Source organism: Verrucosispora sp. WMMD703 (assembly GCF_049178935.1).
GTDB classification, from domain to species: domain Bacteria; phylum Actinomycetota; class Actinomycetes; order Mycobacteriales; family Micromonosporaceae; genus Micromonospora; species Micromonospora sediminimaris.
Map to the genome: position 1 here is coordinate 6014885 of NZ_JBMHMM010000004.1, position 24956 is coordinate 6039840.

The 24956-nt window shown below is 72.6% G+C and carries 21 protein-coding genes and 1 pseudogene; 7 read left to right on the forward strand and 15 right to left on the reverse strand.

Annotation, left to right across the window (positions count from 1 at the left end; genetic code table 11):
- Nucleotides 1-26: 26 nt before the first annotated feature.
- Complete coding sequence (locus ACN26Z_RS27930) at nucleotides 27-989, reverse strand: complex I subunit 1/NuoH family protein (protein WP_093403566.1); 963 nt, start codon at nucleotides 987-989, stop codon at nucleotides 27-29.
- The gene (locus ACN26Z_RS27935; protein ID WP_282236801.1) at nucleotides 989-1792 is read right to left on the reverse strand and encodes an NADH-quinone oxidoreductase subunit C; all 804 of its coding nucleotides are present in this window, start codon (nucleotides 1790-1792) and stop codon (nucleotides 989-991) included. The genes ACN26Z_RS27930 and ACN26Z_RS27935 overlap by 1 nt, the downstream gene beginning before the upstream one ends.
- A 148-nt stretch (nucleotides 1793-1940) precedes the next feature.
- On the opposite strand from ACN26Z_RS27935, the gene ACN26Z_RS27940 reads away from it, so the two are divergent.
- On the forward strand, nucleotides 1941-2987 hold the full coding sequence (locus ACN26Z_RS27940; protein WP_170863404.1) for a glucose 1-dehydrogenase: 1047 nt from the start codon (nucleotides 1941-1943) through the stop codon (nucleotides 2985-2987).
- Here ACN26Z_RS27940 and ACN26Z_RS27945 read toward each other — a convergent pair.
- The 3 genes from ACN26Z_RS27945 to ACN26Z_RS27955 form a co-directional block, all read right to left on the reverse strand.
- Nucleotides 2892-3722, reverse strand: a complete 831-nt coding sequence (locus ACN26Z_RS27945; RefSeq protein WP_421464086.1) for a hypothetical protein — start codon at nucleotides 3720-3722, stop codon at nucleotides 2892-2894. The two genes, ACN26Z_RS27940 and ACN26Z_RS27945, sit on opposite strands and share 96 nt — an antisense overlap.
- A gap of 1 nt (nucleotide 3723) precedes the next feature.
- Nucleotides 3724-5040 (reverse strand): DUF2252 domain-containing protein, encoded by a 1317-nt coding sequence (locus tag ACN26Z_RS27950; RefSeq protein ID WP_282236799.1) that lies wholly within the window; start codon nucleotides 5038-5040, stop codon nucleotides 3724-3726.
- Nucleotides 5041-5169: 129 nt separating this feature from the next.
- Nucleotides 5170-5748, reverse strand: a complete 579-nt coding sequence (locus ACN26Z_RS27955; protein ID WP_282236798.1) for an NADH-quinone oxidoreductase subunit B — start codon at nucleotides 5746-5748, stop codon at nucleotides 5170-5172.
- Between the two features lie 253 nt (nucleotides 5749-6001).
- Between ACN26Z_RS27955 and ACN26Z_RS27960 the strand changes: the two genes are divergently transcribed.
- Nucleotides 6002-6955 (forward strand): hypothetical protein, encoded by a 954-nt coding sequence (locus ACN26Z_RS27960; protein WP_282236797.1) that lies wholly within the window; start codon nucleotides 6002-6004, stop codon nucleotides 6953-6955.
- A 105-nt stretch (nucleotides 6956-7060) separates the two neighbouring features.
- Here the strand turns inward: ACN26Z_RS27960 and ACN26Z_RS27965 are convergent, their stop codons facing one another.
- From ACN26Z_RS27965 to ACN26Z_RS27975, 3 genes are read right to left on the reverse strand one after another with little or no spacing between them, the layout of a single operon-like run.
- Nucleotides 7061-8524, reverse strand: coding sequence for a pyridoxal phosphate-dependent decarboxylase family protein (locus tag ACN26Z_RS27965; protein ID WP_421464089.1), 1464 nt, complete (start codon nucleotides 8522-8524; stop codon nucleotides 7061-7063).
- The gene (locus ACN26Z_RS27970; protein WP_421464091.1) at nucleotides 8521-9996 is read right to left on the reverse strand and encodes an MFS transporter; all 1476 of its coding nucleotides are present in this window, start codon (nucleotides 9994-9996) and stop codon (nucleotides 8521-8523) included. The genes ACN26Z_RS27965 and ACN26Z_RS27970 overlap by 4 nt, the downstream gene beginning before the upstream one ends.
- Before the next feature lie 41 nt (nucleotides 9997-10037).
- Nucleotides 10038-10343, reverse strand: coding sequence for an MGMT family protein (locus ACN26Z_RS27975; RefSeq protein WP_421464093.1), 306 nt, complete (start codon nucleotides 10341-10343; stop codon nucleotides 10038-10040).
- Between the two features lie 61 nt (nucleotides 10344-10404).
- Between ACN26Z_RS27975 and proB the strand changes: the two genes are divergently transcribed.
- The gene (gene proB / locus ACN26Z_RS27980) at nucleotides 10405-11514 is read left to right on the forward strand and encodes a glutamate 5-kinase (protein WP_170863403.1); all 1110 of its coding nucleotides are present in this window, start codon (nucleotides 10405-10407) and stop codon (nucleotides 11512-11514) included.
- A 28-nt stretch (nucleotides 11515-11542) separates the two neighbouring features.
- The gene (locus ACN26Z_RS27985) at nucleotides 11543-12787 is read left to right on the forward strand and encodes a glutamate-5-semialdehyde dehydrogenase (protein ID WP_421464096.1); all 1245 of its coding nucleotides are present in this window, start codon (nucleotides 11543-11545) and stop codon (nucleotides 12785-12787) included.
- A 111-nt stretch (nucleotides 12788-12898) separates the two neighbouring features.
- Here ACN26Z_RS27985 and ACN26Z_RS27990 read toward each other — a convergent pair whose 3' ends face one another.
- From ACN26Z_RS27990 to ACN26Z_RS28015, 6 genes and pseudogenes are all read right to left on the reverse strand, one after another.
- Nucleotides 12899-13819 carry a prenyltransferase/squalene oxidase repeat-containing protein gene (locus ACN26Z_RS27990; RefSeq protein WP_282236791.1) on the reverse strand — a complete coding sequence of 307 codons (921 nt, stop codon included), beginning with the start codon at nucleotides 13817-13819 and terminating at the stop codon, nucleotides 12899-12901.
- Between the two features lie 32 nt (nucleotides 13820-13851).
- Nucleotides 13852-15072 carry an adenylyltransferase/sulfurtransferase MoeZ gene (gene moeZ / locus ACN26Z_RS27995; protein WP_170863402.1) on the reverse strand — a complete coding sequence of 407 codons (1221 nt, stop codon included), beginning with the start codon at nucleotides 15070-15072 and terminating at the stop codon, nucleotides 13852-13854.
- A 101-nt stretch (nucleotides 15073-15173) separates the two neighbouring features.
- Nucleotides 15174-15893, reverse strand: a complete 720-nt coding sequence (locus ACN26Z_RS28000) for a DUF3152 domain-containing protein (protein WP_282236790.1) — start codon at nucleotides 15891-15893, stop codon at nucleotides 15174-15176.
- 172 nt (nucleotides 15894-16065) lie between these two features.
- The gene (locus ACN26Z_RS28005; RefSeq protein WP_421464098.1) at nucleotides 16066-16914 is read right to left on the reverse strand and encodes a DUF3152 domain-containing protein; all 849 of its coding nucleotides are present in this window, start codon (nucleotides 16912-16914) and stop codon (nucleotides 16066-16068) included.
- Between the two features lie 97 nt (nucleotides 16915-17011).
- The gene (locus ACN26Z_RS28010) at nucleotides 17012-17986 is read right to left on the reverse strand and encodes an alpha/beta fold hydrolase (protein ID WP_093403545.1); all 975 of its coding nucleotides are present in this window, start codon (nucleotides 17984-17986) and stop codon (nucleotides 17012-17014) included.
- Between the two features lie 23 nt (nucleotides 17987-18009).
- Nucleotides 18010-19650 (reverse strand): annotated as a pseudogene (locus ACN26Z_RS28015) (hypothetical protein); the annotation flags it as partial.
- Between the two features lie 1386 nt (nucleotides 19651-21036).
- On the opposite strand from ACN26Z_RS28015, the gene ACN26Z_RS28020 reads away from it, so the two are divergent.
- Together ACN26Z_RS28020 and ACN26Z_RS28025 are read left to right on the forward strand one after the other, a co-directional pair.
- Nucleotides 21037-21675 carry a TetR/AcrR family transcriptional regulator gene (locus tag ACN26Z_RS28020; RefSeq protein WP_093403541.1) on the forward strand — a complete coding sequence of 213 codons (639 nt, stop codon included), beginning with the start codon at nucleotides 21037-21039 and terminating at the stop codon, nucleotides 21673-21675.
- 63 nt (nucleotides 21676-21738) lie between these two features.
- Entirely contained in the window at nucleotides 21739-21966 is a 228-nt protein-coding gene (locus ACN26Z_RS28025; RefSeq protein WP_093403539.1) for a DUF3107 domain-containing protein, read from the forward strand.
- Nucleotides 21967-22056: 90 nt separating this feature from the next.
- Here ACN26Z_RS28025 and ACN26Z_RS28030 read toward each other — a convergent pair whose 3' ends face one another.
- Nucleotides 22057-22710 carry a ferritin-like fold-containing protein gene (locus ACN26Z_RS28030; RefSeq protein ID WP_282236788.1) on the reverse strand — a complete coding sequence of 218 codons (654 nt, stop codon included), beginning with the start codon at nucleotides 22708-22710 and terminating at the stop codon, nucleotides 22057-22059.
- 332 nt (nucleotides 22711-23042) lie between these two features.
- Here ACN26Z_RS28030 and ACN26Z_RS28035 point away from each other — a divergent pair, with 332 nt between their 5' ends.
- Nucleotides 23043-24749: a DEAD/DEAH box helicase gene (locus ACN26Z_RS28035; RefSeq protein ID WP_282236787.1), complete on the forward strand. Its 1707-nt coding sequence runs from the start codon at nucleotides 23043-23045 to the stop codon at nucleotides 24747-24749.
- Nucleotides 24750-24956: the final 207 nt, after the last annotated feature.

Genomic DNA, 24956 nt, shown 5'->3' on the forward strand with positions numbered 1-24956 from the left:
CCAAACTTCTTGATCAACGGGATTGGTTAGAGGGTTAGGCGGATGGCGGCGGTGAGGACGAGCTGGGCCAGGGCGGCGGGGACCAGGACGAGCCAGCAGAGGCGTTGGAGCTGGTCCTCGCGGAGTCGTGGGTAGGAGACCCGGAGCCAGATGATCACGAAGCTGACGGCGGCGACCTTGAGCAGGGTCCAGAGCCAGCCGAGCTGCGCGTCGGCGAACGGGCCCTGCCAGCCGCCGAGGAACAGCACGGTGGTGAGCGCCGCGATCACCACGATGCCGACGTACTCGGCCAGCAGCAGGAACGCGAAGCGCAGGCCGGTGTACTCGGTCAGGTAGCCGAAGACCAGCTCCGAGTCGGCGACCGGCATGTCGAAGGGCGGCCGGCGGATCTCGGCCAGCCCGGCCACGAAGAAGATGACCATCGCCGGTGCCTGCCAGAGCAGCCACCACGGCTGCCACGCCTCGACGATGCCGGAGAGGCTGAGCGTCCCGGCGGCCATCGCCACCGACGCGGCGGCCAGCACCAGCGGCAACTCGTAGCCGAGCAGCTGTGCCGCACCGCGCAACCCGCCGAGCAGGCTGTACTTGTTGGCCGACGCCCAGGCCGACATGAGCACGGCCAGCACGCCCACCCCGACCACCGCCAGTACGAAGAACAGCCCGACATCGAGCGGCTGGCCGACCAGGTCGTTCGGGCCGAGCGGGATCACCAGCAGGGCCAGCAGGTACGGCACCAGCGCCACCGCCGGAGCCAGCCGGAACACCGGCCGGTCGGCGGCTCGGGGAGTGACGTCCTCCTTCTGGACGAACTTCACCCCATCGGCGATCAACTGCGCCCAGCCGTGGAACCCGCCCGCGTACATCGGGCCGAGCCGACCCTGCATGTGCGCCATCACCTTGTGTTCCGCCTGTCCGACCAACAGCGGCAGCACGAGGAAGGCAGCCAGCACGCCACCGATCCGGACCACCAGTTCCAGCCAGAGCGGCATCAGTCGCTACCTCCGTCATCCGGTGCCGGACCACCCTCGGATGCTGTCCCATCCGCAGGCGCCGGACCGCCAGGGCGCGGCCGGGAGCCCGCCCCGGCGGAGCCGGCATCCCGAGGGGTACGCGGCCCGCGGGCACCCGGTGCCGGACGGGCCGGGCGTTCCCGGGCGGGGCGGGCCGGGGTGCCGCCGCGCGGCCCCTCCCCCACCCCACCGGCACCGGCGGGGGTCGGCACGACTCCCCACTCGCCCGGCGCGGGCACACCCGGGGGTCGGATCGGGCGACGTCCACCGCCGGCCTCCGACTCACCCGGCTCCTTCGCACCCGGCCAGGGCTTCGCCACCCGGGAGGCCAGTACGAACTCCTTGCGCAGCGGATGCCCCTCGAACTCCGGGGGCAGCAGCAGCGGGCGCAGCTCGGCGTGCCCGGCGAAGTCGATGCCGAACATCTCGTGGGTTTCCCGCTCGTGCCAGGCGGCCCCCGGGTAGACCGCCACCACGGAGTCGACAATCGGTGTCTGGCGGGACACCCGGGCACGCAGCAGCACCCCGTGCCGGTGCGTGATGGACCAGAGGTGGGCCACCACGTCGAACCCGTCGGCCAACTCGTCGACGGCCGACAGCCAGTCGAAGTAGTCGAAGGCCAGCTCGGCGTCGTCGCGGGCGGCCAGCAGCGCGGCCCGCCAGGCGTTCGGGGGTACGTCGATGGTGGCCCGGGAATGGACCTCACCGCCGGAGACCGTCGCGGTGGCCTCGACGGGCGCAAGCAACGCGACGAGCCGCTGGCCGACCTCTTCCGGTGTCATGTCGCTGATCCTAGGCCCTGTGGCCGGAGTCCTCGGCCGAGCCGATGCGGAGCCAGACGGCACCCGACCGACCGGACGGGTGCACGCGGGCGGGTGACTCTCGCGGACTTCGCCGATGCCGGTCGTCGGTGGTCACCAGGATGGACCCGTGCGCGCTGTGACCGTCATTCCCGGAGTACCCGGCTCGCTGCGGCTCCTCGACGACTACCCGGAACCGGCCCCCGAGGAGGGACCGATCCTGGTGGAGGCCCTCTCGGTGGGCGTCTGCGGCACCGACATCGAAATCATCGACGGACAGTACGGCGAGGCCCCGCCCGACACCGACCACCTGGTGCTCGGTCACGAGTCGCTGGGCCGGGTGCTGGAGGATCCGACCGGTACCCGACAACCCGGCGACCTGGTGGCCGGAATCGTCCGGCACCCCGATCCGATGCCCTGCCCGAACTGCGCGGTGGGCGAGTGGGACATGTGCCGCAACGGCCTGTTCACCGAGCACGGCATCAAGGCGTTGCCGGGCTTCGCCCGCGAGCGGTGGCGGTTGCAGCCCCGCTTCGCCGTGGGGCTCGACCCGTCGCTGATCGAGGTGGGCATGCTGCTCGAACCGACAAGTGTGATGGTCAAGGCGTGGGACCACGTGGACCGGATCGGCCTGCGGGCGGAGTGGCAGCCCCGCACGGCGTTGATCACCGGTGCCGGGCCGATCGGCCTGCTCGCCGCGCTGCTGGCCAGCCAGCGGGGTCTCTCGGTGCACGTGCTCGATCTGGCCACCGAGGGCCCCAAGCCGGCGCTTGCCGGCGCGCTCGGTGCGACGTACCACTCCGGACCGCTCGATCAGCTTGACCTCGAACCGGACGTCATCATCGAGTGCACCGGCGCACCAGTGGTCGTGCTGGAGGCGATGTGCAAGGTCGGCCCCAACGGGATCGTGTGCCTGGCCGGGGTGTCCAGCGGCGGCCGGACGATCGACTTCGACGCGGGCGCACTGAACCGGACCCTCGTCCTGGAGAACAACGTCGTCTTCGGGTCGGTGAACGCCAACCGGCGTCACTGGGAGGGCGCCGCCGAGGCACTGTCCAAGGCCGACCACGCCTGGCTCGGCTCACTGATCACCCGCCGCGTGCCGCTGGCCCAGTACGCCACCGCCTACTCCCCCGGACCGCAGGACATCAAGGTCGTCCTCGACTTCGCCGCCTGAGCCGGTCGCTCCCTCCTTGGCGCGACGGGCGCCACGGAGCCGCTGCCGGCGGAGCACCATCTTCCGGTAGGGCCGGTAGGTTGCCACCGCGGTCAGCGCTCGGACCAGCTCGATCGAGCCGAGCAGCAATGCCCTGGTGTCGACCTGAGCCGGCTCTCCATCCACCCCCTCCGACAGGAGGTCCCGGCCGTGTCTGATCTCGGCGACCGCCCGTTCCACGGCGGGATCGGCGAGCACGTCGAAGGCACGTTCGAAGGCCGGTACGGAGACCGCCAGCAACTCGTCGACGACGCGCAACAGGCTCTCCAGCCGATCCCGATCGACCGGCCCCCGGAGTCCGCCACGGTCAGCTACCGTGACGAGCGTCCGGACGAGCAGGTGCGTGTCCAGCAGCCCTTCGGCATACCCGTACCGATGACGCTCCCGCCGGATCCGTCCATCGCTCAGGTGCCACTCGACGATGTCCATCAGGTCCGCCTGGATCCGGCCCACCGCCTGACCCATCATCCGTCCCCAGCGCCGCAGGTGCTCCCGCCGCAGCACGCGGTCGACCCCGAGCGTGATCACCAGGGCGCTGGTGGCGAAGCCGGTCATCCCGGACAGGACGTTGACCAGGTACGGATGCTGCTGCATGTGGTCCAGGGCACGTGCTTCCCACACCACCCCCACCGCGAAGCTCGACAGCGCGAGCGCGAGTAGCGTCCAGGCCAGCGACCGGGGCAGGCGTCTGGGCACCTCAGATCCCGGGCAGCCGACCGTTGCGGAACAGGTCGACGAAGAGCTGGTGATCGTGACGGGCGCGTACCCCGTACGTGTGGGCGAAGTCGACCAGGTGCCCGACGAAGCCGGCGGTGTCCGCGTCGACAGCGGCGACGATGGCCTCCTCGGTCGAGTAGTCGACCAGGTCGTGGCTGGACTCGTCGTCGGCCACCGAGTGCATCCGGGCGACCGACCGTCCCAGGTCGACCAGCACCCCGGCCAGTTCCTCCGGTTCGTTGACGTCCGACCAGTCGAGGTCGGCCGCGTACGGGGACACCTCGGCGACGAGTTGGCCGACGCCGTCGAGTTCGGTGAAGCCGACCCACGGGTCGGCGTGTGCCTGGAGGGCCCGCTGCGACTCGGCGGTGCGGTGTCCCTGGTGCCGGAAGTAGCCGCGGACCCGCTCGTCGTCGATGTACCGGGCCACCGCCGGCACCTGAGCCTGCTTCATGTAGATCACGACGTCGTTCTCCAGTGCCTGGGTGTGCCCCTCCAACAGGAGGTTGTACGACGGCAGTCCGGCCGAGCCGATGCCCACCCCCTTGCGCAGCACCACGTCCTTGATCTGGGCGGCCAGCGGCCGGGCCTGCGCCGTGGTGGGCGGCAGCGTGTCCAGGTACGCCTCGAACGCCGCGCACACCCGCGCCCGCACGTCACCGTCGATCTCGTACACCCCGTCGCCGACGGAGAAGCGCCGCTCGTAGTTGTCGATGGTGGTCTGTCCCCGCAGCAGGTCGACCCGGGTGTTCAACCGCGCCTGCTGGAGCACCCGGCGCAGCACACCGTCGGCGTTGTCCAGGGTGATCGACCCGATGGCGTCGTCCCCGCCGGCAGCGATGGCCCGCAGTTCGATCAGGTACGCGTTCGCGAAGCAGGTGACCAGGTCGCTGATGATCCGGTCGGAGAGCGCCTTGGTGTAGCCGATCAACGCCACGCTGGCGACGAACCGTCGCAGATCCCAGGTGAACGGCCCGACGTACGCCTCGTCGAAGTCGTTGACGTTGAAGACGAGCTGGCCGGAGCCGTTCATGTAGGTGCCGAAGTTCTCCGCGTGCAGGTCGCCGTGGATCCACACCCGGCTGGTCCGCGCGTCCAGGAAGCTGTCGTCGGCGAAGTCGCCACGCTGATCGGCGTAGAACAGGCTGGCACTGCCCCGGTAGAAGGCGAACGGCGAGGCCGCCATCTTGCGGAACTTGCGCCGGAAGGCGGCCGGGTCGAGCGCCATCAGGGTGCCGAACTCCTCGGTCAGCACCTCGATGATGAAGGCGGAACGTTGCTCGGCGAGGTCGGTCATGATCCGTACGCTAGCGAAACCTCACCACCCGGACGGCCAGCCGAGCGACCGGTCTCGCCGGACCGACCGGACCGCCCCCCGCACCCGGCCGGGCACCGGCCGCGACCCGACCCAGCAGCGTCGCCCCGGTCAGGCGCGCGGCGGGCGTACCGGTGGCGAGGTCAGGGAAGCGACGGAGCGGACCGCAGTGCCGTCGCTGGGCGGCGCGTCGACCGGTGCGGCGAGCGGGTCGGTGCGCGGCACCCCGCCGATGCCGGACTGCTCGGCGGCGATCTTCTCCTGAAGACGGAGGATGCCGTGCAGCAGCGCCTCCGGCCGAGGCGGGCAGCCGGGCACGTAGACGTCGACCGGAATCAGCTGGTCGACCCCTTTGGTCACCGAGTACGAGTCCCAGTACGGGCCGCCGCAGTTCGAGCAGGCACCGAACGAGATCACGTACTTCGGCTCGGGCATCTGGTCGTAGAGCCGCTTGATCGCCGGGGCCATCTTGTCGGTGACGGTGCCGGAGACCACCATCAGATCTGCCTGCCGGGGGCCGTGCGCGAACGGGATCACGCCGAGTCGCATGAAGTCGTGGCGGGACATGCTGGTCGCGATGAACTCGATGGCGCAGCAGGCCAACCCGAAGTTGAAGACCCAGAGCGAGTAGCGGCGGCCCCAGTTCAGCACGAACCGGATCGGCTCACCGAGCACCGCAGGCAGCTGCACGACCGCTCCCCCTCCTGTCCCCGACAGTCAACCACAATGTTCGAGGCCGGAAACCCGGGCCGGCAGGGGGTCGCGCACTCCGCATCTCGGGGCCCGAACCACGACAACGACGAGGATCGCTACGCGTACGGCTGCATCGCTGTCGGGCTTCCGGCAGAAGAGTCGGCAACCGGATCGACGCCCGTCGCGTGCCACTTGTGACACCGCGCGGACGAGCCGCGCGGTGACGGGGAACCACGGGAGGACCTTCCAGATGAGGACACGTACCGGACGTCGGCTGGCCGGCATCCTGCTCGGCACCGGCGCGGTGTTGCTGCCGCTCGCCGCACCGGCCGCCGCCGCGCCCACCACCGGCAGCCCCACCGCCGACATCTCAGTGGGTCGGCTGGTGCTCGAACCGACCGACCGCGGCTACCACGGCAGCCTGCCGGTCACGGTGACCAACAACGGCCCGGCCGCCACCTACTTCAGCGTCTACGTCGTCGAGCCGGTCGCTGGTTCGCTGGGCATGCTCAGCCCGGAGGAGGCGTGCGGCTTCGGCGCGCCGAAGGACAACCGACGGACAGCCACCTGCTCGGTGCCGGGTGGCGACATCGAGCCGGGCGAGAGCCGGTCGTTCTCGATCGCCTTTGACGTGCTCACCCCGACCCGGGACGTCGCGATGATCGCGAAGGGCGGGCGCATCTCGGTAAACATCGGCGACGGTCGGGACGAGGTCGCCGACCGGGCCAGCTTCGCCGCCCGCTTCCGCTCCACCTCGGGCTCGCTGCGCAACCCGGTGCCCTACGTGCAGGACAGCCAGGCCCGCGCCGACATCACCACGGCCGGGGCCGTGACGCTGACCCGGCAGGCGGACGGCAGCTACCAGGGCAGGCTGCCGGTGACCGTCGGGTGGGCCGGCGACACCGCGCACGAGTACCTGTGGGTCGAGGCGACCGGCCTGCCGGCGGGCGTGGTGATCTGGGGCACCGATCCGCAGGACGCCCCGAGCTCCTTCACCAACTTCGTCGTACCCGGCGACCGCTTCATGACCGGCGAACAGCGGAGCTTCGACGTGCTGCTGCACGCCGAGCCGGAGACCGTGCCGGGCGACCTCGGCACCGTCTCGTTGCAGCTCAGCACCCAGTGGTACGGCGACAGCGTGACCGACGCCGACCCGGCCGACAACACCGCATCATTCACGGTTCGCGTGGCCGACGCGGCCTGACCGCCCCTCGTCCGGCCGGTGCCCACGGCGCCGGCCGGACGTCGTCGGTCACCACGCCGGGCGTCGACGTCATCGGGTCACTGGGCAGGCGCTGGCGTCGTCGGGTCACCAGGCCGGGCGCTGGAGCAGCCCGACGAACTCCACAAGCAGCCGCTCCCGCACCGCCGCCGGGGCGGCGTCGAGCAGCGTGTTGACCACCGCCATCCGGTCCGGAGCACCAGCGCCGCCGCCCAGGCCGAGCCCTTCGGCCAGTCCCGCCACCAGTTCCGGGGTGAGCGCCTCCGGGGTGAGGCTGCCGGCCATCGCCAGTAGGTCGGACGGCAGCTCGACCGGCCCGGCGGCGCGGGCCGCGGCGACCGCGTCGGCCAGCGCCGGACCGAACTCGGCCACCCGCGGCGCCACCGCCGCGGTCACCGTGAGGTGCACGCTGGCCGGCAGGTCGGCGTACCGGAGCTGTGGTTGAGTGTGCCAACCCCGCGCGGTCAGCTCGTCCACCAGCAGGAACAGGTCGAGCGTGGGATCGTCGGCGGTGAAACAGACCACTGTCGACTCCGGCTCGGCGACCAGCCGCAGCCCTTCGGTGGCGCGTACCGCGTCGGCCAGCGTGCCCACCGCCGTCCAGGTGCGGCGGGTCAGCGCCAGGTAGCCGTCGTCGCCGAGGTGCCGCAGGGTGGCGTACGCGGCGGCGATCGGACCGCCCGAACGGGTGGACGAGATCACCGGGTTGATCATGGTGTACCCGGGCCAGTCGGCGTACGCGAAGTACTGCGGGGCGCGCAGTTGCGGGTCGCGGTGCAGCAGCACCGACACCCCCTTCGGCGCGTACGCGTACTTGTGCAGGTCCACCGAGATCGAGGTGACCCCGGGCACGGCGAGGTCGAACGGGGGCACCGGCAGACCCAGGCGACGCAGGTACGGCAGCGTCCAGCCGCCGAAGCAGGCATCGACGTGGCAGCGCACCCCTGCGGCGGCGGCCACCTCGGCGATCTGTTCGACCGGGTCCACGACGCCGTGCGCGTACGAGGGGGCGGAGCAGGCCACCAGCACCGTCTCCGGCCGGACGGCGGCAGCCACGTCGGCGACCGCCGGTCGTAGCGTGGTCGGGTCGATCGGCACGGTGTCGAGTTCCACCCGCAGGTAATGGGCCGCTTTGGCGAACGCGGCATGGGCGCTGGCCGGTACCACGATCCGGGGCGCAGTGATGTCCGGCCGAGCGTCCCGGGCGGTCTTCACGGCCAGGATGAGCGATTCGGTGCCGCCGCTTGTGACGCTGCCGACGACCTCGGGAGCGCTCGTGCCCGGCCCGCCGCCGAGCAGTCGCGCCGCCGCCGCGACCAGCGCGTTCTCCATGGCCAGCAGGGAGGGGAAGGCGGTCGGGTCGAGCCCGTTGACGTGGGCGCTCTCGGCGTACGCGGCAGCGGCGAGCGCGTCCAGCCCGGGCACCGCCGGGTCGTACACGTACGCGAACAACCGCCCCCCGTGCGTCGGCCGATCCATCGCGCGCAGCTGCCGGATCTCCGCCAGCACCTGCTCCGCCGGCGTCCCGTCCGGCCATTTCTCGTCGATCATGGAGTTGTGGCGCCCTTTCCGTGGCTTTCAGCGGCTTTTGTTCCTGCCACAACTGCATGATCGGCGGTGGCTGGGGGTGGGGTGGGGGCGGAGAGGCGGGCGGGGGTCAGGTCGTAGGGGCGGAGCAGGAGGGTGGCCAGGCCGATGAGGAGGGCGGGGAGGATGGTGAAGCCGAGCAGGACGCCGAGGCGGGCGGTGTCGGACTGGGTGGCGGCGGTACCGGTGGTGGAGGAGACGTAGCCGGTGGTGGCGAGGACCAGTCCGTAGATGCCGGGGCCCAGGGCCAGTCCGAAGGTCTCGCCGGCCGTCCACACCCCGGTGAAGACGCCGGCCTGCCGACGCCCGGTGCGCACGGTGTCGTAGGCGATGCAGTCCGGGAGCATGGCCAGCGCGAAGACCTGCTGACCGGCGTACCCGACGCCGAGCACCGCGACCAGCAGGTAGACCACGGCGGTGGGCAGCACCGGCGCGGCGACAAGCGCCAGTCCGCCGGCCGACAGGATCAACGACGCGGCGACCAGGGCGGCGAGCTTGCCCACCCGGGCGCCCACCCGCGACCAGAGCGGCATGACCACCAGCGCCGGTCCGACGAAGCAGACGAAGAGCACGGTCGGGCCGGTCGTCGAGTCCCGCAGCACGTGGTCGGCGAAGTACTGGACCCCGGCGAGGATCGTGGCCACCCCGGCGGACTGCACCACGAAGCAGAGCAGCAGCGCCCGGAAGGGCCGGCTGCGGGCCGCGACGGCCAGTTGGGCGCGCAGGCTCGGCTCACTCTCGCCGACCGCGCCCTGCGGAGCGGACCGGGTGCCGAGGAAGGCGCCGACGGCACCGAGCGTGATCAGGGCGGCCACGAAGACACCCATCCATCGGTGTCCGGGTACACCTCCGCCGGCCGCATCACGCACCAGTGGGGCCACCGCGCCGGCAACCAGAATGGCCAGCGCCAGCACCGCGATCCGCCAGGTCATCATCCGGGTACGTTCGGCGTAGTCGCTGGTCAGCTCGGCCGGCATCGCCACGTACGGCACCTGGAAGAAGGCGAACGCGGTCGCGGTGGCGAGGAAGGCGACGGCGACGTACGCCCCGGCGGCGGGACCGGCGCCGAACGGCGCGGCGAAGATGGCCCCGAAGAGCACGGCCAGGGCCAGCCCGCCGAAGAGCAGATACGGACGACGGGCGCCCCACCTCGACCTGGTGCGATCGGAGATCCGCCCGGCGACCGGGTTGACCAGTACGTCCCATGCCTTCGGCAGCAGCACCAGCAGGGCCGCCACGCCGGCGGCCACCCCGAGGGTGTCGGTCAGATAGGGCAGCAGCAGCAGACCCGGCACGGTGCCGAAGGCCCCGGTCGCCAGCGAGCCGAGCGCATAGCCGGCGTGCACGCCCCTGGGCAGCGTGCCCGGTGGGGCTGGGCTCTGCGCGGGCTGTCCGGGGGTGGGCGGTGGGCCGGAGCCACCCGGCGGCGCGGTCATGGAGCCGAATATTACTCACGTTATGGCGAGGGTCACATCCCCTACCCGGGCCACCACGCGGCCGTCCGCATGTCCACCCCGGTACCGCGCAGCGGCGTCCCCTCGGCGAGCCAACGCGCCCGCGCCTCCCGGGCCAGCCGGGGCGGCAGCCCGCCGGACGCGTTCACCACCCGGTGCCACGGGGCCCCAGCACCATGGCGGGCCATGATCGCCCCAACCAGCCGCGCCGACGTCCGCCCGGAGCGGTCGGCCAGCGCCTCGGCCACCGCTCCGTACGACATCACCCGGCCGGGTGGGATCCGGTCGACCAGTTCCAGCACGGCCTCGACGTACTCGTCAGGTGTCACAAGCGGCCAGACTATGGGAACGGCGACAGGCCACGCCGCGACGACAGCGCAGAATGGGCGGGTGCGCGACGCAGTCACGGCGGCCCGGCGGGTCGTTGTCAAGATCGGGTCCTCCTCGTTGACCACCGCCAGCGGCGGTCTGGACGACGGGCGGGTCGACGCGTTGGTCGACGCCCTCGGCCTACGGGCCACTGACGGCCGCGAGGTGGTGCTGGTCTCGTCCGGCGCGATCGCCGCCGGCCTCGCCCCGCTCGGTCTGCCCCGGCGACCGCGAGACCTGGCCACCCAGCAGGCCGCCGCCAGCGTCGGCCAGGGCCTGCTGATCGGGCGGTACGCGGCCGCCTTCGCCCGGCACGGTCGTACCGTCGGCCAGGTGCTGCTCACCGTCGACGACGTGACCCGACGGGCCCACTACCGCAACGCGTACCGCACCCTGCGCAAGCTGCTCGACCTGCGGGCGGTGCCGATCGTCAACGAGAACGACACGGTCGCCACCGAGGAGATCCGGTTCGGCGACAACGACCGGCTGGCCGCGCTGGTGGCCGCGCTGGTCGACGCCGACCTGCTGGTACTCCTCTCCGACGTCGACGCGCTCTGGACCGGGAACCCGACCCGACCCGGCTCCCGCCGCATCCCCGAGGTACGCGACGAGGCGGACCTGGTCGGTGTCGAGATCGGCGGCAGCGGCCGCGCGGGAGTCGGCACCGGCGGCATGGTGACCAAGGTGGAAGCGGCCCGGATCGCCACCGGCTTCGGCATCCCGGTGGTGCTCACCTCCGCCGCCCAGGCGGTCGCCGCGCTGGCCGGTGAGCCGGTCGGCACCTTCTTCCACCCCAGCCTCCGGCGACCCGCGGCCCGGCTGTTCTGGCTCGCCCACGCCACCGCGCCCCGGGGCCGGCTACACCTCGACCCGGGCGCGGTCGCCGCAGTGGTGGGGCGACGCAAGTCGCTGCTGCCCGCCGGGATCACCGCCGTGGACGGCGCCTTCACCGCCGGCGACCCGGTCGACCTCGTCGACACCTCCGGCGCACCGGTGGCCCGAGGGCTGGTCAATTACGACGCGATCGAGCTGCCCGGCCTGCTCGGGCGGTCGACCGCCGACCTCGCCGCGGCGCTCGGCCCGGCGTACGAACGGGAGGTCGTCCACCGCGACGACCTGGTGCTGCTGTAAGAGACCGTCCAACCTGAGGAGTTGTGCAATGAGCGTGAGCGAGCAGGGCCGCCGGGCGCGAACGGCGGCGGAGACGCTGGCCGTGACGACGCGTACCGCCAAGGACGCCACGCTGCACGCGATGGCCGACGCGCTGGTGGCGCGTACGCCGGAGATCCTGGCCGCGAACGCCGCGGACCTGGCGGCCGGACGCGACGCCGGGCTGAGCGCGGCCGTGCTGGACCGGCTCGCCCTCGACGAGGGGCGGGTGGCCGGCATCGCCGACGCGCTGCGCCAGATGGCCGCGCTGCCCGACCCGGTGGGCGAGGTGGTCCGGGGCTCGACCCTGCCCAACGGGCTGGAGCTGCGGCAGATCCGGGTGCCGTTCGGAGTGGTCGGCGTCATCTACGAGGGGCGACCCAACGTGACCGTGGACGCCGCCGGGATCTGCCTGAAGGCCGGCAACGCGGCGCTGCTGCGCGGCTCCTCCTCGGCCGCGCACTCCAACGCGGCGCTGGTGACGGTGCTGCGGGACGCCATCGACGGTGCCGGACTGCCCGCGGACGCGGTGCAACTGGTGGACGCCAGCTCCCGCGATTCGGTCAAGGAGCTGATGCGGGCCCGGGGCCTGGTCGACGTGCTGATCCCGCGCGGCGGGGCGTCGCTGATCCGCACCGTGGTCGAGGAGTCGACCGTACCGGTGATCGAGACCGGGGTGGGCAACTGTCACGTCTACGTGGACGCCGCCGCCGACCTGTCGATGGCGGTCGCGATCACCCTCAACGCGAAGACGCAGCGCCTGTCCACCTGCAACACCGCAGAGTCGCTGCTGGTGCACGCCGACGTCGCCGACGCCTTCCTGCCGGCGATGCTGGCCGCGTTCGCCGAGGCCGGGGTGACCGTGCACGGCGACGCACGGGTAGTGGCCTACTCCGACGCCGTGGTTGCGGCCACCGACGAGGACTTCGGCACCGAGTACCTCGCCGCCGACATCTCCGCCGCCGTCGTGGACTCGCTGGACGCGGCGGTCGCACACATCAGGCGGTACGGCAGCGGCCACACCGAGGCGATCGTCACCGACTCTCAGGCGGCCGCCCGGGAGTTCGTGGCCCGGGTCGACTCGGCGGCCGTGATGGTCAACGCCTCGACCCGGTTCACCGACGGCGGCGAGTTCGGCTTCGGTGCCGAGATCGGCATCTCCACCCAGAAGCTGCACGCCCGCGGCCCCATGGGCCTCCCCGAACTGACCAGCACCAAGTACGTGGTCACCGGCACCGGCCACCTCCGCCCCTGACCCGCACCCGCGCCACCCTCCGCGATCTTGCACTTTCGGTCGCCGACACGGACCTGTTGCCCCACTTTGTAGAGGCAATAGCTGCAAGATCGCGGGGAGCGGGGGCGGGGGTCAGCGGAAGGCGCGGATCACGGCGAGGGTGGCGTGTACGTCGAACTGGTGGCCGTCGTCGCTGCTCCAGCCGCCGTCACTGCGCTGGGTCTCGGTGAGGCGGCGTCGGGCGGCGACAAGCGTCCACTCCTGATGATCGACGCCCACCCGGCGCAGCGTCACGGCGAGCCAGGCGGCATCGGCCGCCGACGCCTGCGGCAACCGCTCCGCCAACACCGCCTTGATCTGCGCCGACTCGTAGAACATCTGCTGCCGATGCAGGACGGCCGCGCTGAGCCACCCGGCGGCCAGGAAGGACGGCCAACTGCCGTCGGGGCGCAGTTGAGCGGCGAGCGCCTGGCTGGCGGCCTGCACCACCCCGGCGTACGCCCCGCCGACCCGGTGGTCCAACGGACCGGCGGCCCGCGCGTCCAGGCCCGCCACCGTCAGCCAGAAGGCGGCGTTGGCGGTCAGGTACAGCCGCGCCTCCGGGTCACCCGGACGGGCCCACTCGGGCGCGGAGTCCGCGAGGGCCGGGTCCTCTTCCCAGCCGCCGTCGCGCTGCTGGCCGGCGGCGAGCCAGTCCAGGGCCCGGCGGGCGCTCGGGCGGCCCAGCGCGCCCAGGTCGTCCAGCTCCGCGAGGCGGAAACAGGTCGCGTCGACCGAGGCGACCTCGTCACCCCAGGACGCCGGCCAGCCGCCGCCAAGTGTCTGCCCGACCTCGGCGCTGTCGAGCACCTCCGGCGGTGGCTGCGTGCCGGTACGCAGCCAGGACAGGCGGGCACGCTCCACCGCATCTCCGTGAGCCACCACGAACCCGATCGCGGCGTCGATGTCGACCACGGCGGCCACGCTACCGGCGCAAACGTGATCTCGCCTCAGGAGGACGGATAGGTGAGATCCGACCGACGGCAGGGTAGCGGCGAGGGGCCCCTCCCCCATTGGACACGGCGGAGGGGCCCCTCGGCTGCGGATCAGTAGACGGGCAGCGACGGATCGATCTGCTTGATCCAGGAGAGCACGCCGCCCTGCACGTGCACCGCGTCGCGGAAACCGGCCGCCTTCAACGCGGCCAACGCCTCGGCGGAGCGGACGCCGGACTTGCAGTGCAGCACGATCTGCCGGTCCTGCGGAAGCTTGGACAGCGCCTCACCGGAGAGGATCTCCCCCTTGGGGATCAGGGTGGCCCCGGGGATGCGGACGATCTCGTACTCGGCCGGCTCCCGGACGTCGACGAGGAAGATGTCCTTGCCGGCGTCCTGCCACTCCTTCAGCTCGGATGCGGTGATGGTCGCGTCGACCACCGCCTCCTGGGCCTCCACCGACACCGCGCCGCAGAAGTCCTCGTAGTCCTCCATGAGATCGGTGAGCGTCGGATTCTCACCGCAGAGCACGCAGTTCGGATCCTTGCGGACCTTGATCTTGCGGTAGCTCATCTCCAGCGCGTCGTAGACCATCAACCGGCCGACCAGCGGCTCACCGATGCCGGCGAGCAGCTTGATCGCCTCGTTGACCTGGATCGAGCCGATCGAGGCGCAGAGCACGCCCAGCACACCACCCTCGGCGCAGGAGGGGACCATGCCCGGCGGCGGGGGCTCCGGGTAGAGGCAGCGGTAGCAGGGACCGTGCTCGGCCCAGAACACCGACGCCTGGCCGTCGAAGCGGTAGATCGACCCCCAGACGTACGGCTTGCCGAGCAGCACCGCCGCGTCGTTGACCATGTAGCGGGTGGCGAAGTTGTCGGTGCCGTCGACGATCAGGTCGTACTGGGCGAAAATGTCGCGGACGTTGTCCCGGTCCAGCGCGGTGTTGTGGATCTCGACGTTCACCAGCGGGTTGATCTCGCGGATGCTTGCCGCGGCCGACTCGGCCTTCGAGCGTCCGACGTCGGAGACCCCGTGGATGATCTGGCGCTGGAGGTTGGACTCGTCGACGGTGTCGAAGTCGATGATGCCCAGCGTGCCGACACCGGCGGCGGCCAGGTACATCAGGGCGGGCGAACCGAGGCCACCCGCGCCGACACAGAGCACCCGGGCGTTCTTCAGCCGCTTCTGCCCCTCCACCCCGACGTCCGGGATGATCAGGTGGCGCGAGTAGCGGCGGATCTCGTCAACGGTCAGCTCGGCGGCGGGTTCGACGAGCGGGGGCAGCGACACGGTGGACTCCCCGGGATCGATGGTGGGCAACCGGGCCATTGTCGCTCGGCGACGCGCCCATCGACCATGAGCAGGGACACGTCGCCCGCTATGCGGGAGCGGGAATACCGCCGGGCGGTCAGCGCTTGCCGCCGCCGTGGTCAGCCGATCAGCTCGCCGGCGTACCGGCGCCCGTCAAGGATCGGCCAGGCGTTCGGCAGGCAGCCGTCCAGGCCGTACGTCTGCTGCTGCATGACCGGCGCCGGGTCACCCGGTGCCGGACACGCCTCGTGCCCCTCCCCGAATTCGTGCCCGACCTCATGGTTGATGACGTACGCCCGGTAGACCTCCAGCGGTGCGCCGTAGTCCGGCACCGCCTCCAGCCAGCGGGCCAGATTGATGATGACCTGCCCGGGCAGCCGGCACGAGGTGTAGCCCTCGGTGCTCAGGCCCCCCTCGGCGCACATCGCCTCCGAGGTGCGCGGGGTGGCCAGGTAGACGGTGAAGTCGGCCGATTCCGCCTCGGCGATCCGCTGCACGCGCAGCTGGCCGGTGCCGATCCAGCTACGCGCGTCGGCCAGCACCCCGTCGACCGCGGCGGCGAAGGCAGCCGGGTCCTGGCCCGTGCCCCGTTCGACGGCGACCCGGTAGCGGGCCACCGGACCGTCCTCGCCGTGCACCGGCGAGTGGTCACCGGCCACCGTGAAGCTGCCGACGCCCGCCCATGGATACCGGCTCGGCCCGATTCGCTCGTCGCCTCCCGCGCCGGACGCGATCCGGTTGCCGAAGCCCTGCTGCTCCGGGGCGGCCACCCGCTGACCGGTCCGGGCCAGCAGCACCACCGCGGTGGCGGCCAGGACGAGCACCATGCCCAGCGTCACGATCACCCGGTACGGGACCAGCGGCCCGCAGTGCCGATCGTCGGGCTCCGGCGGGCCGCCCGAGCGCCGACAATCGCGCCAAAGGGGTGAAGAGGGCATGACGCCATCGTCGCACCTTATTCCGGCGCATCACCACATTTTGATCGACTGGGTGCGCTCCGCATGGATCCGCTCAGAGCGGCGGGCCCGCGTACCGCCGGCCGTCCAGATACGGCCACGGGTTCGCGACGCACCCCTTGAGGAAGAGCGTCTGCTGCATCATCACCGGCGCCGGCTTGCCACGCCCCGGGCAGCGCTCGTGCCGGTTGCCCAACTCGTGCCCGACCTCGTGATTGACCACGTACGTCCGGTACAGCGACAGCGGCACGTCGGCCTCGACGAAGTGCGGCACCGACAGCCGCCACCGATCCAGGTTGATGATCACTTTCCCCGGCGCGCGGCAGGAGGTGTACGGCCGGCCACCGACCCGGATGTCCACACCTCCGGCCGCGCACATCCGGCCCGCCGTCCCGGCCGTGGCCAGGTAGACGGTGAAGTCGTGACGAGCGCTGCGCTCGACCTGCCGCAGCCGCAGCCGGTCGCCGTCCACCCAGCTGCCCGGGCCGGCCAGCGCCGTCCGCACCGCCAGGGCGAACTCGCCCGCGTCCACGCCGGCGCCGGACTCCACCGCCACCCGGTAACGCCGGAGGTCACCGGCCGTACCCAGCACCGGGCCGGTCCGGTCGTCATAGCCGAACCGACCCGGGCCGGTCGACGGGATCGAACCGGGCTCCTGCAGAACCGGTGGCGCGGGCGACGGGGACACCGCCACCGGCGACGGCGTCTCAACAGGTGCCACGGACGACGGGGCCACGGGCGGCCCGGACCCCACCGGGTCGACCTCGTCGGCCGCCCCCGAGCCCACACCGGTGCCGCCGGCCACCATCGTCACCACGGCACCGACGGCGGCCACCAGCACCGCCAGCCGGATCAGCGCACCCGTCCCGGGCCGCCGACGACGCCGCCCGCCCCCGTCGGACACGGTCCGGTCCGCCGTCTGACCATCGCGGCCCCGCCGGACGGCATGACGGCCAGCGGAATGCGCCGATCGAAGACGGCTACCAGGGCTGTGCACCCGGTCATCCTGCCAGGTCGGCCCGGCGGGCGGGTTCCCCAGTCTCGGCGAGCAGCCCGAGCACGGCCCGGGCCACCAGGCGCGGCACCTCAAGTTGAGCCACGTGACCGACACCGTTGATCATCAGGAGGCGGCTGTCCGGGATCACCCGGGCGGCCTGCGGCGCCACCCGCACGTCGACCAGCCGGTCCTGCCGTCCCCCGATGACCAGCGACGGTGCCCGCACCGTACCGGCCATCCGCCACAGCGAGCCCGACCCGGGCAGGTACGACCGCACGAAGCTGGACACCAGGCCACGAAAGGTCCGCACGTACGCCGCCGCGTAGTGCTCCGCCTCGTAGCGGACCCGGATCTCTTCCAGCGCCTCGCGCCTACGCTGGTCGCTGATCCGGCTGAGATCGGCCACGCACGCCTCCATGACCTGCTGGGCCATCACCTCGGGCGCGAGCTGGGCCAGCCGCCAGGCGGCCACCCGTTCGCCCCGGGGGATCGCCAGCAGCGGCAGCATCCGTCCCTGCAACGACCGGCGGAAGTCGAGGAACGGCAGGGCCGGCGACACCAGGGTCAGTGTCCGGACCAGATCCGGCCGGAGGGCGGCCACCCGTACCGAGATCGCACCGCCCAGCGAGTTGCCGAGCAGGTGCACCGGCCCACGGTCGGAGTGCTCGATCCAACGGATCACCCGGTCCGCGAAGACCGGCACCGTGTAGCGCCGGCCCGGCTCGCTGCGGCCGAAGCCGGGCAGGTCGATCGCCTGACCGTCCAGCCGCTCGGCGAGCAGGCCGGCCAGGTCGGTCCAGTTCTGCGACGAGCCGCCCAGGCCGTGCACGTACAACGCTGGTTCGGCGTCGGGGCCGGTGGCCGGCGTCTCCCGGACGTAGGTGACCGCTCCGTCGAGTCGCACCTCGCGCCCCGGCCAGGGCGGCGGAACCGAGTGGGCGGGCAGCAGCCCTTCGGGCCAGAGGGTGGCAGGCTTCACCGTTCCAGTCTGCCTGGAACGGCTCACGCCAGCAGCGCCTCCAGCCGACGGTTGACGGCGGCCAGGGTGGCGCGTACCACCGCCTGCCGGGGATCGCCGGCCACCAGCGCGGAACCGGCCAACTGCTCGACCCAGCCGTCGCAGACCAGCAGCACCACCACGGTGGCCACCTCGCAGTTGCCGAACGGCACCACCGCGGCGTGCTCCACGAAGCACCGTCCACGTTCCGCGGTGGGAACGGCGGCACAGAGCAGCTCGTCGATCGCCGCCGCCGCCGCGACGCCGCACAACCGCAGCACGAAGCCGTCCACGGCGGGTCCGGTGGCGTACCCCGAGGCGTTGTGATCGCCCGCGACCAGCCGGACCTCGACGTTGGCGTCCAGCCCGAACGTACTCACCTGGACGTGGTCGAGTACCACCCGGGGGCCCGGCACCCCGCCGGTGTCCAGCGGCCGGGACGGCGCGGACTCGGTCGTGGTGAGTTGCCCGCCGGAGTAGGAGGCACCGAGGGTCGCCGGACTGCCCGGCACACCCGACTCGTCCACTACCGCCCGGCCCCGGTGCGGAGTCGGGGACTGCCGGCGCCGCCGGGTCGTCTCCGGCACGGTCTCCGGCCGGCTCGGCGGAGCCTCCGTCCGAGTGCCACCGGGTCGGGCGGACGGACGCCGCGGCTCGGCGACCGGACGCGTCTCACCCGCCTCGCTCCGGCTCTCCGCAGCGCGTCGACGCACCGGCGCAGCGGGCACTCCGGGCAGGCCACGCGGTGCCGCGGCCAGCCCCATCCGCTCCTGCAACAGGCGAGCGACGTGTCGGCTCACTTCGGCCGGGTCGGCCCCGTCGGCGAGGTCGAGGCGCAGGCTGTGCGCCCCGGCGGGGGTACGCCGCAGGGCGGCGTCGCGGACGCCCTCGACTCCTCGGACAGCGGCGAGGATCGCGTTGACGTCGAAGCCCTCCGGCCGGTCCCGCAGCGTGGCCGGCTCGTCGTCACGGCGGAGATGAGTGGCGGTCCGGGCGAGTTCCGGGGTTTCGGCGGGTGGCTCCACGGCTGGCGGCTCCGGCACGACGGGCACGTCCGGTTCGGCAGGGACGCGCTGCGGCAACACGGCCGTGGTGCTGTCCTGCGATCGGTCACCGGCCGACTCGGTCGACGGCACCGGATCGGGCGCGGACCGGCGTGCCGCATAGGGGGCTGCACTCGTCGGGACGGGCGCAGAGGGGGTGCGCTCGCGGCGGCCGGGCTCACCCGGAACCTGGTCGGTCGCGGCCGGCCCGGTGATCGGATCCGGCGGGGCGGGAGCAGAGACGGGCGTGGCTGTCGGCTCGTCCGGAACCGGCCGCAGCCGGAACGGACGATACCCGGGCGGATCGGCGGCCGACCGGGCCTCGGCGACCGGTGGCGTCGAGCCGGGATCGAGGGTTTCCCGCCGACTCGGCGGGTCAGGCTGCGCCGCGCTGCCGATGGGGGCGGTCGACCGGGTTCCGGCCGGTGGAGCGCTGGTCGGATCGACCGCACCGGATGGCGTGCCGGCCGGCGGGGAACTGGCCGGATGCAGCGCCCACGGCAGACGCTCGTCGGTCGGCTGGCCGCCGGACCGGTTGCCCCAGGACGGGGCCTCCTCGTTCCGCGTACCCCAGGGCAGGCCCTCGTTCGCCGGTGCGCCGCTGACCGGCGGCAGCGCCCAGGACGGACGTTGCTCCGCCGGCGGCGACTCCGGCGCACGCGCCCACGACGGCCGCTGGGGGGCCGGCGGGGCGCTTGTCGGATCGCCGCTGGCCGGGGGCAGCGCCCAGGACGGACGCTCCTCGGCCGGCGGCACCTCGGGCGCACGCGCCCACGAGGGCGGTTGCGGGAACGGGGGTGCGCTGGTCGGGTCGACGGCGGCCGGCGTGTCCCCGGGCTCGGGCGCGGTGGGCGACTCGCCCTCCGCAGGCTCGGCATCCCGGCGGGTCTCGTACGGCCGGGGCCGCTCCGCACGGACCGGCTCGTACGGGCGGGTCGGCTCGGCGCGGACCGGCTCGTACGGGCGGTTGGGCTCGCTGGCCCAGTTCCGGGCCGGCGCCTCACGGGACCGACGGTCGGCGGACTCACCGTCGTCGCGCGCCCACGGCGGCGCCCAGTCGCGAGCCGGGCCGGGCTGGGCCCAGCTGGGTCGGTCCGCATCACCGGCGGGCTGGTCGGCGGGCGACCAGCGGGCAGGCTGGTCGGCGCCGCCCGAAGGGTGGTCGGCCGGCCCGCCGGCCTGATCGGTGACCGGCGCGGTCGGCCAGGGCTCGCCGACCGACTCCGGCGGGAAGCCCTCGTCCCAACTCTGCTGCCGGCCACCCGTCGGGCCCTGACCGGACCGTTCGGCGGTGGGCGCGTGCAGGCCGGGTGGCATCTCGAAGCCGGAGGGAGCGGTGCCGACGGGCGGCACCTGCACGGCCGGGGGCGACGAGGTCGGCAGACCGGTGCCGGTGGTCACCGGCAACTCGCCGGACGGCGCCGGGCGTGGGGCCGGTACGACAAGCCGGTCCTTGCCGGGGTCCTGACCCGGCCCGTGCAGGCCGGGCGGGGCGCTGACCGGGGCATGCCGGTTGGCCGGCGTCTGGTCCGCGACGGGCGTGCCGTTCGTTCGGTGGCCGTTGACGTGGTTGCCGTTGACCCGCACGGGCCGCTCCGGCTCCGCCTGCTCACCGACAGGAGCGGGCAGGTCGGCATGGCGTGACGAGGCGGTGGCCCAACCGGACGGGGACTCCGGCCGCGGCCTGGTCGCTTCGGAACCGGGCACGACCTCGGGCCCCCACGACCAGTCGACCGGTGGCGGACCCCACCCGTTGCCGGAACGGGCCAGGTCATCGCGCTGACCCGTCCCGTCGCCGTGCTCTCCCGGGGTGGCGGCACCGGGTTGCCCTGTTTCACTCACCGCGCGCTCCTTGGTCGCCCCCGCTGAGGCTACCGTGTGGCGACAGTGGCGATAAGTTACAGCGGCGGGCCAATTCCGCGAGGGGCCGAGGGGCCCCGACCGGGTTCGGGTGATATGCCGGCCCGTACGACAACCTCGGAGGTTCCCATGACCGCTGTGGGGAACGGCGCCCAGACCGCCGGCCGACCCACGCGCCTGCCCCGTTCGGCGCGCCGCAAGCAGCTACTTGCCGCTGCTCAGGAGGTGTTCGTCGCGCAGGGTTACCACGCTGCGGCCATGGACGACATCGCCGAGCGGGCCGGGGTCTCCAAGCCGGTGCTGTACCAACACTTCCCCGGCAAGATGGAGCTCTATCTCGCGTTGCTCGACACGCATTGTGACGCGATCGTCGCCAAGGTGCACGACGCCATGGCGAGCACCACCGACAACAAGGAGCGGGTCAGCGCGTCGGTGCGGGCGTACTTCGACTTCGTCGATCACGAGAGCGAAGCCTTCCGCCTGGTCTTCGAGTCGGATCTGCGCAACGATCCGGCCGTGCGGCAACGCGTGGAGCGGGTCGAGCAGGGCTGCATCGCGGCGATCACCGACACGATCATCTCCGACACCGGGGTCAGCCGGGCGCACGCCGAACTGCTCGCCTCGGGCCTGGTGGGCGCGGCCGAGACCGCCGCGCAGTTCTGGCTGGCCGGCGGCCGCCAGGTACCCAAGGCCGAGGCCGAGGCGTTGGTCGCGGCGCTGTCCTGGCGGGGCATCGCCAGCTTCCCGCTGCAAGGTGAGTCAGCCTGACCTTCGACCTTGTGATCGGATAGCCTTCGCAGGGCGGCCATTTCGCCCGATGGAGGAGGCACAGTGGAGGTCAAGATCGGCGTGCAGTACGCGCCGCGCGAGCTGGTCCTGGAGAGCGCACAGTCGCCGGCCGAGATCGAGCGGATCGTGACCGACGCCGTCGCCAGGGGCGAGGGCACTCTCTCCCTGACCGACGAGAAGGGGCGGCGGGTGATCGTGCCGGTCGGCAAGGTCGCCTACGTCGAGATCGCCGAGGCATCCCCTCGGGCGGTCGGTTTCACCGTCCGCTGACGTTCTGACCGACCGGCGACAGGACCGGCGGGGCGGGCTGTCCCGCCGCACCGCCCTGTTGCCGGTCTCTGCTCAGTCGTTGCGCCCAACTCAGTTGTTGAGCCCGACGGCGGCCATCCGCGCGGTGTGCGCAGCGGTCAGCCGCCGGAACAATTCCGCCACGTCGACGTCACCACCCGCGGCGATCAGCATGGTGAGGGCCCCATGGTCGGCGGTGGCGACCCGCCCCGCCTGGGACAGCGCCTCGCCGACCAGACGTCGCGCCCACATCGACAGCCGGCCCGCCACGGTCGGATCGGCCTCCACGGCCAGCCGGATCTCGGCGGCGGCGAACTCCGCGTACCGCGACTCGTGCAGCACGTCGAGGACCAGCTGACGGTCGGGCTCTCCCAGCGCGACCGCGATCCCCCGAAGGAAGTCATCGGTGATCGCGTCACCGACGTACGCCTTGGTGACCGCCTCCGCCCAGTCGCGAGGCTCGGTCGAGTCGTGGTACGCCTGCAACGGCATGACGTACGCCGCCATCGCGTCGTCGGGCGGCACGCCGAGCGCGGTGAGCCGGTCGGCCACCCGCCGGTAGTTGGCGATCTCGGCAGCTGCCATCTCACTCAAAGCTGCCCGGCGGCGCAGGTCGGGAGCGAGCCGGGCGTCGGCCGCCATCCGGTCGAAAGCGAGCAGTTCACCGAGGGCCACCAGACCGAGCAGGTCGGCGACGGCGTGGCCGGGCGGGGTGGGGGCGGACACGTGCGCAGGCTACCGTCCGGCCGGGGTACCGGCAGGCCCGAGCGAAACCCGCCACCCCGACAATGTGTGATACAGGTCACTTACAAACCTTTGCGCCGCCACCGGCCCCCGCGGAATCGGGACGCTGTTTGGCCCGTTCAGGTAGCATGGAGGAGTTGCCGTAGGTGCCGATCCGGCTGGAGTCAACTCCGATCCGGTCGAAGTCCGACCCACGGCGCGCGTGCGGCCCGGTCCGCCCGGCTCTCTGCCGCCGACCGTGTGGCCCGCGCCATACCGAACGCGCCCTGAGGACATGACGGGGCGCACCCACGAGAGGGCACCCCCAAATCCACATGAGTGAGCCGATTCAAGACATTATCGACGGCCAGGAACTGGCCCCGACCGCCCCGGTCCGACCGGAGGCACCGACCTTCGCCGAGCTCGGCGCACGCGCCGAGACCGTCGACGCGCTGGCCGCGGCCGGCATCACCCGCGCCTTCGCCATCCAGGAGTACGCACTGCCGATCGCGCTGCGCGGAGCTGACCTGATCGGGCAGGCGCCGACCGGCACCGGCAAGACCCTGGGCTTCGGCGTACCGCTGCTGGAGCGGGTCTTCGCACCCGACGAGGGCGGCGACGGGCTGCCGCAGGCCCTGGTCGTCGTACCAACCCGCGAGCTGGGCATCCAGGTTGCCAAGGACATCGCCGCTGCCAGCCGCACCCGGGGCGTACGGGTGCTGCCGATCTACGGCGGCGTCGCGTACGAGCCGCAGATCGAGGCGTTGCGCAAGGGCGTGGAGATCCTCGTCGGCACTCCGGGACGCCTGCTGGATCTCGCCAAGCAGAAGCATCTGCGCCTGCACGGGGTACGCGCACTGGTGCTGGACGAGGCTGACCGGATGCTCGACCTCGGCTTCCTCGACGACGTCGAGCGGATCCTGGCGATGCTGCCGGAGGACCGGCAGACCATGCTCTTCTCCGCGACCATGCCGGATCCGATCGTGACGCTGTCCCGACGCTTCCTGCGCCACCCGATCACCATCCACGCCGGGCACACCGCCGAGACCGGCCCGTCGCCGCAGACGGAACAGCTTGTCTACCGCACCCACTCGATGAACAAGATCGAGATCGTGGCCCGGATCCTCCAGGCGGAGAGCCGCGGCCTGACCATCATCTTCACCCGGACCAAGCGGGCCGCCGACCGCGTCGCCGAGGACCTGGACTTCCGTGGCTTCGCGGTCGCGGCGGTGCACGGCGACCTCGGTCAGGGCGCCCGCGAGCGGGCCCTGCGGGCGTTCCGGGCCGGAAAGATCGACACTCTGGTCGCCACCGACGTGGCAGCCCGGGGCATCGACGTCAGCGGCGTCACCCACGTGATCAACTACGACTGTCCGGAAGACCAGGACACCTACACCCACCGGATCGGCCGGACCGGTCGGGCCGGCGCGACCGGTGTCGCGGTGACCTTCGTCGACTGGGACGACATGCCCCGCTGGCGGATCATCGACAAGACGCTCGGCCTGGACATGCCCGAGCCGCCGGAGACGTACCACACCTCGCCGCATCTCTACACGGACCTGCACATCTCCACCGAGATCACCGGCACCCTGCCGACCGCGGAACGCACCCGTGCGGGACTGGCCGCCGAGGTCGAGGAGGACCTGGGTGGTGGCCGCTCCCGGCGGGGCGAGCCGCGTGGCACTCGCCGCCGCAGTCGCGGCGACGGCGGTCGTGGTGAGGGCGGTCGTGGTGAGGGCGGGCGCGGACGCGGCGGCAGCGGTCGCCGGCAGGACGGTGCCGACACCACGCCGACCGACGCCACCGCGAGTGACGCCGAGGAAGGCACTCGTACTCCCCGGCGTCGTCGGCGTCGCCGGGCCGGCGAGGCGGTGGCGGGCGCCGAGACCGTGTCGACGGCCGTCGACGGCACCCCCGCCGAGGCGACCACCGACCGCAGCGAGGACGGCGCCGGTGAGGCCACTCCGCGCCCGCGCCGCCGCCGACGCCGCCGTGGTGCCGCAGCCGACAGCGGTACGCCGGCCGAGGCGACCACCGACTGACCACGTACCGCCCGAGGCGGCGGAGAGCGGCCAGTGCCACTGGCCGACCCGTCGCCGCCCGGGCGGTGCTTGCTGTCCGGCCCCTTTGCTCTGCTTCACTCCACGCACCGGCCAAGCGCCGGAACCTGTGCGTCGGTTGAAGCAGAGCTGGCGGATGGGCAGCGCAGGGGTCGTGGACCGCCTGCCAGCTGACGAATGCCGCCGAAT

Bases quoted from the DNA above. Each gene is read 5' to 3' on its own strand.
- ACN26Z_RS27930 (WP_093403566.1), bottom strand. From the start codon at position 989: ATGCCGCTCTGGCTGGAACTGGTGGTCCGGATCGGTGGCGTGCTGGCT.
- ACN26Z_RS27935 (WP_282236801.1), bottom strand. From the start codon at position 1,792: ATGACACCGGAAGAGGTCGGCCAGCGGCTCGTCGCGTTGCTTGCGCCC.
- ACN26Z_RS27950 (WP_282236799.1), bottom strand. From the start codon at position 5,040: ATGACCGACCTCGCCGAGCAACGTTCCGCCTTCATCATCGAGGTGCTG.
- ACN26Z_RS27960 (WP_282236797.1), top strand. From the start codon at position 6,002: ATGAGGACACGTACCGGACGTCGGCTGGCCGGCATCCTGCTCGGCACC.
- ACN26Z_RS27965 (WP_421464089.1), bottom strand. From the start codon at position 8,524: ATGATCGACGAGAAATGGCCGGACGGGACGCCGGCGGAGCAGGTGCTG.
- ACN26Z_RS27970 (WP_421464091.1), bottom strand. From the start codon at position 9,996: ATGACCGCGCCGCCGGGTGGCTCCGGCCCACCGCCCACCCCCGGACAG.
- ACN26Z_RS27985 (WP_421464096.1), top strand. From the start codon at position 11,543: ATGAGCGTGAGCGAGCAGGGCCGCCGGGCGCGAACGGCGGCGGAGACG.
- ACN26Z_RS27990 (WP_282236791.1), bottom strand. From the start codon at position 13,819: ATGGGGGAGGGGCCCCTCGCCGCTACCCTGCCGTCGGTCGGATCTCAC.
- moeZ (WP_170863402.1), bottom strand. From the start codon at position 15,072: ATGGCCCGGTTGCCCACCATCGATCCCGGGGAGTCCACCGTGTCGCTG.
- ACN26Z_RS28020 (WP_093403541.1), top strand. From the start codon at position 21,037: ATGACCGCTGTGGGGAACGGCGCCCAGACCGCCGGCCGACCCACGCGC.
- ACN26Z_RS28035 (WP_282236787.1), top strand. From the start codon at position 23,043: ATGAGTGAGCCGATTCAAGACATTATCGACGGCCAGGAACTGGCCCCG.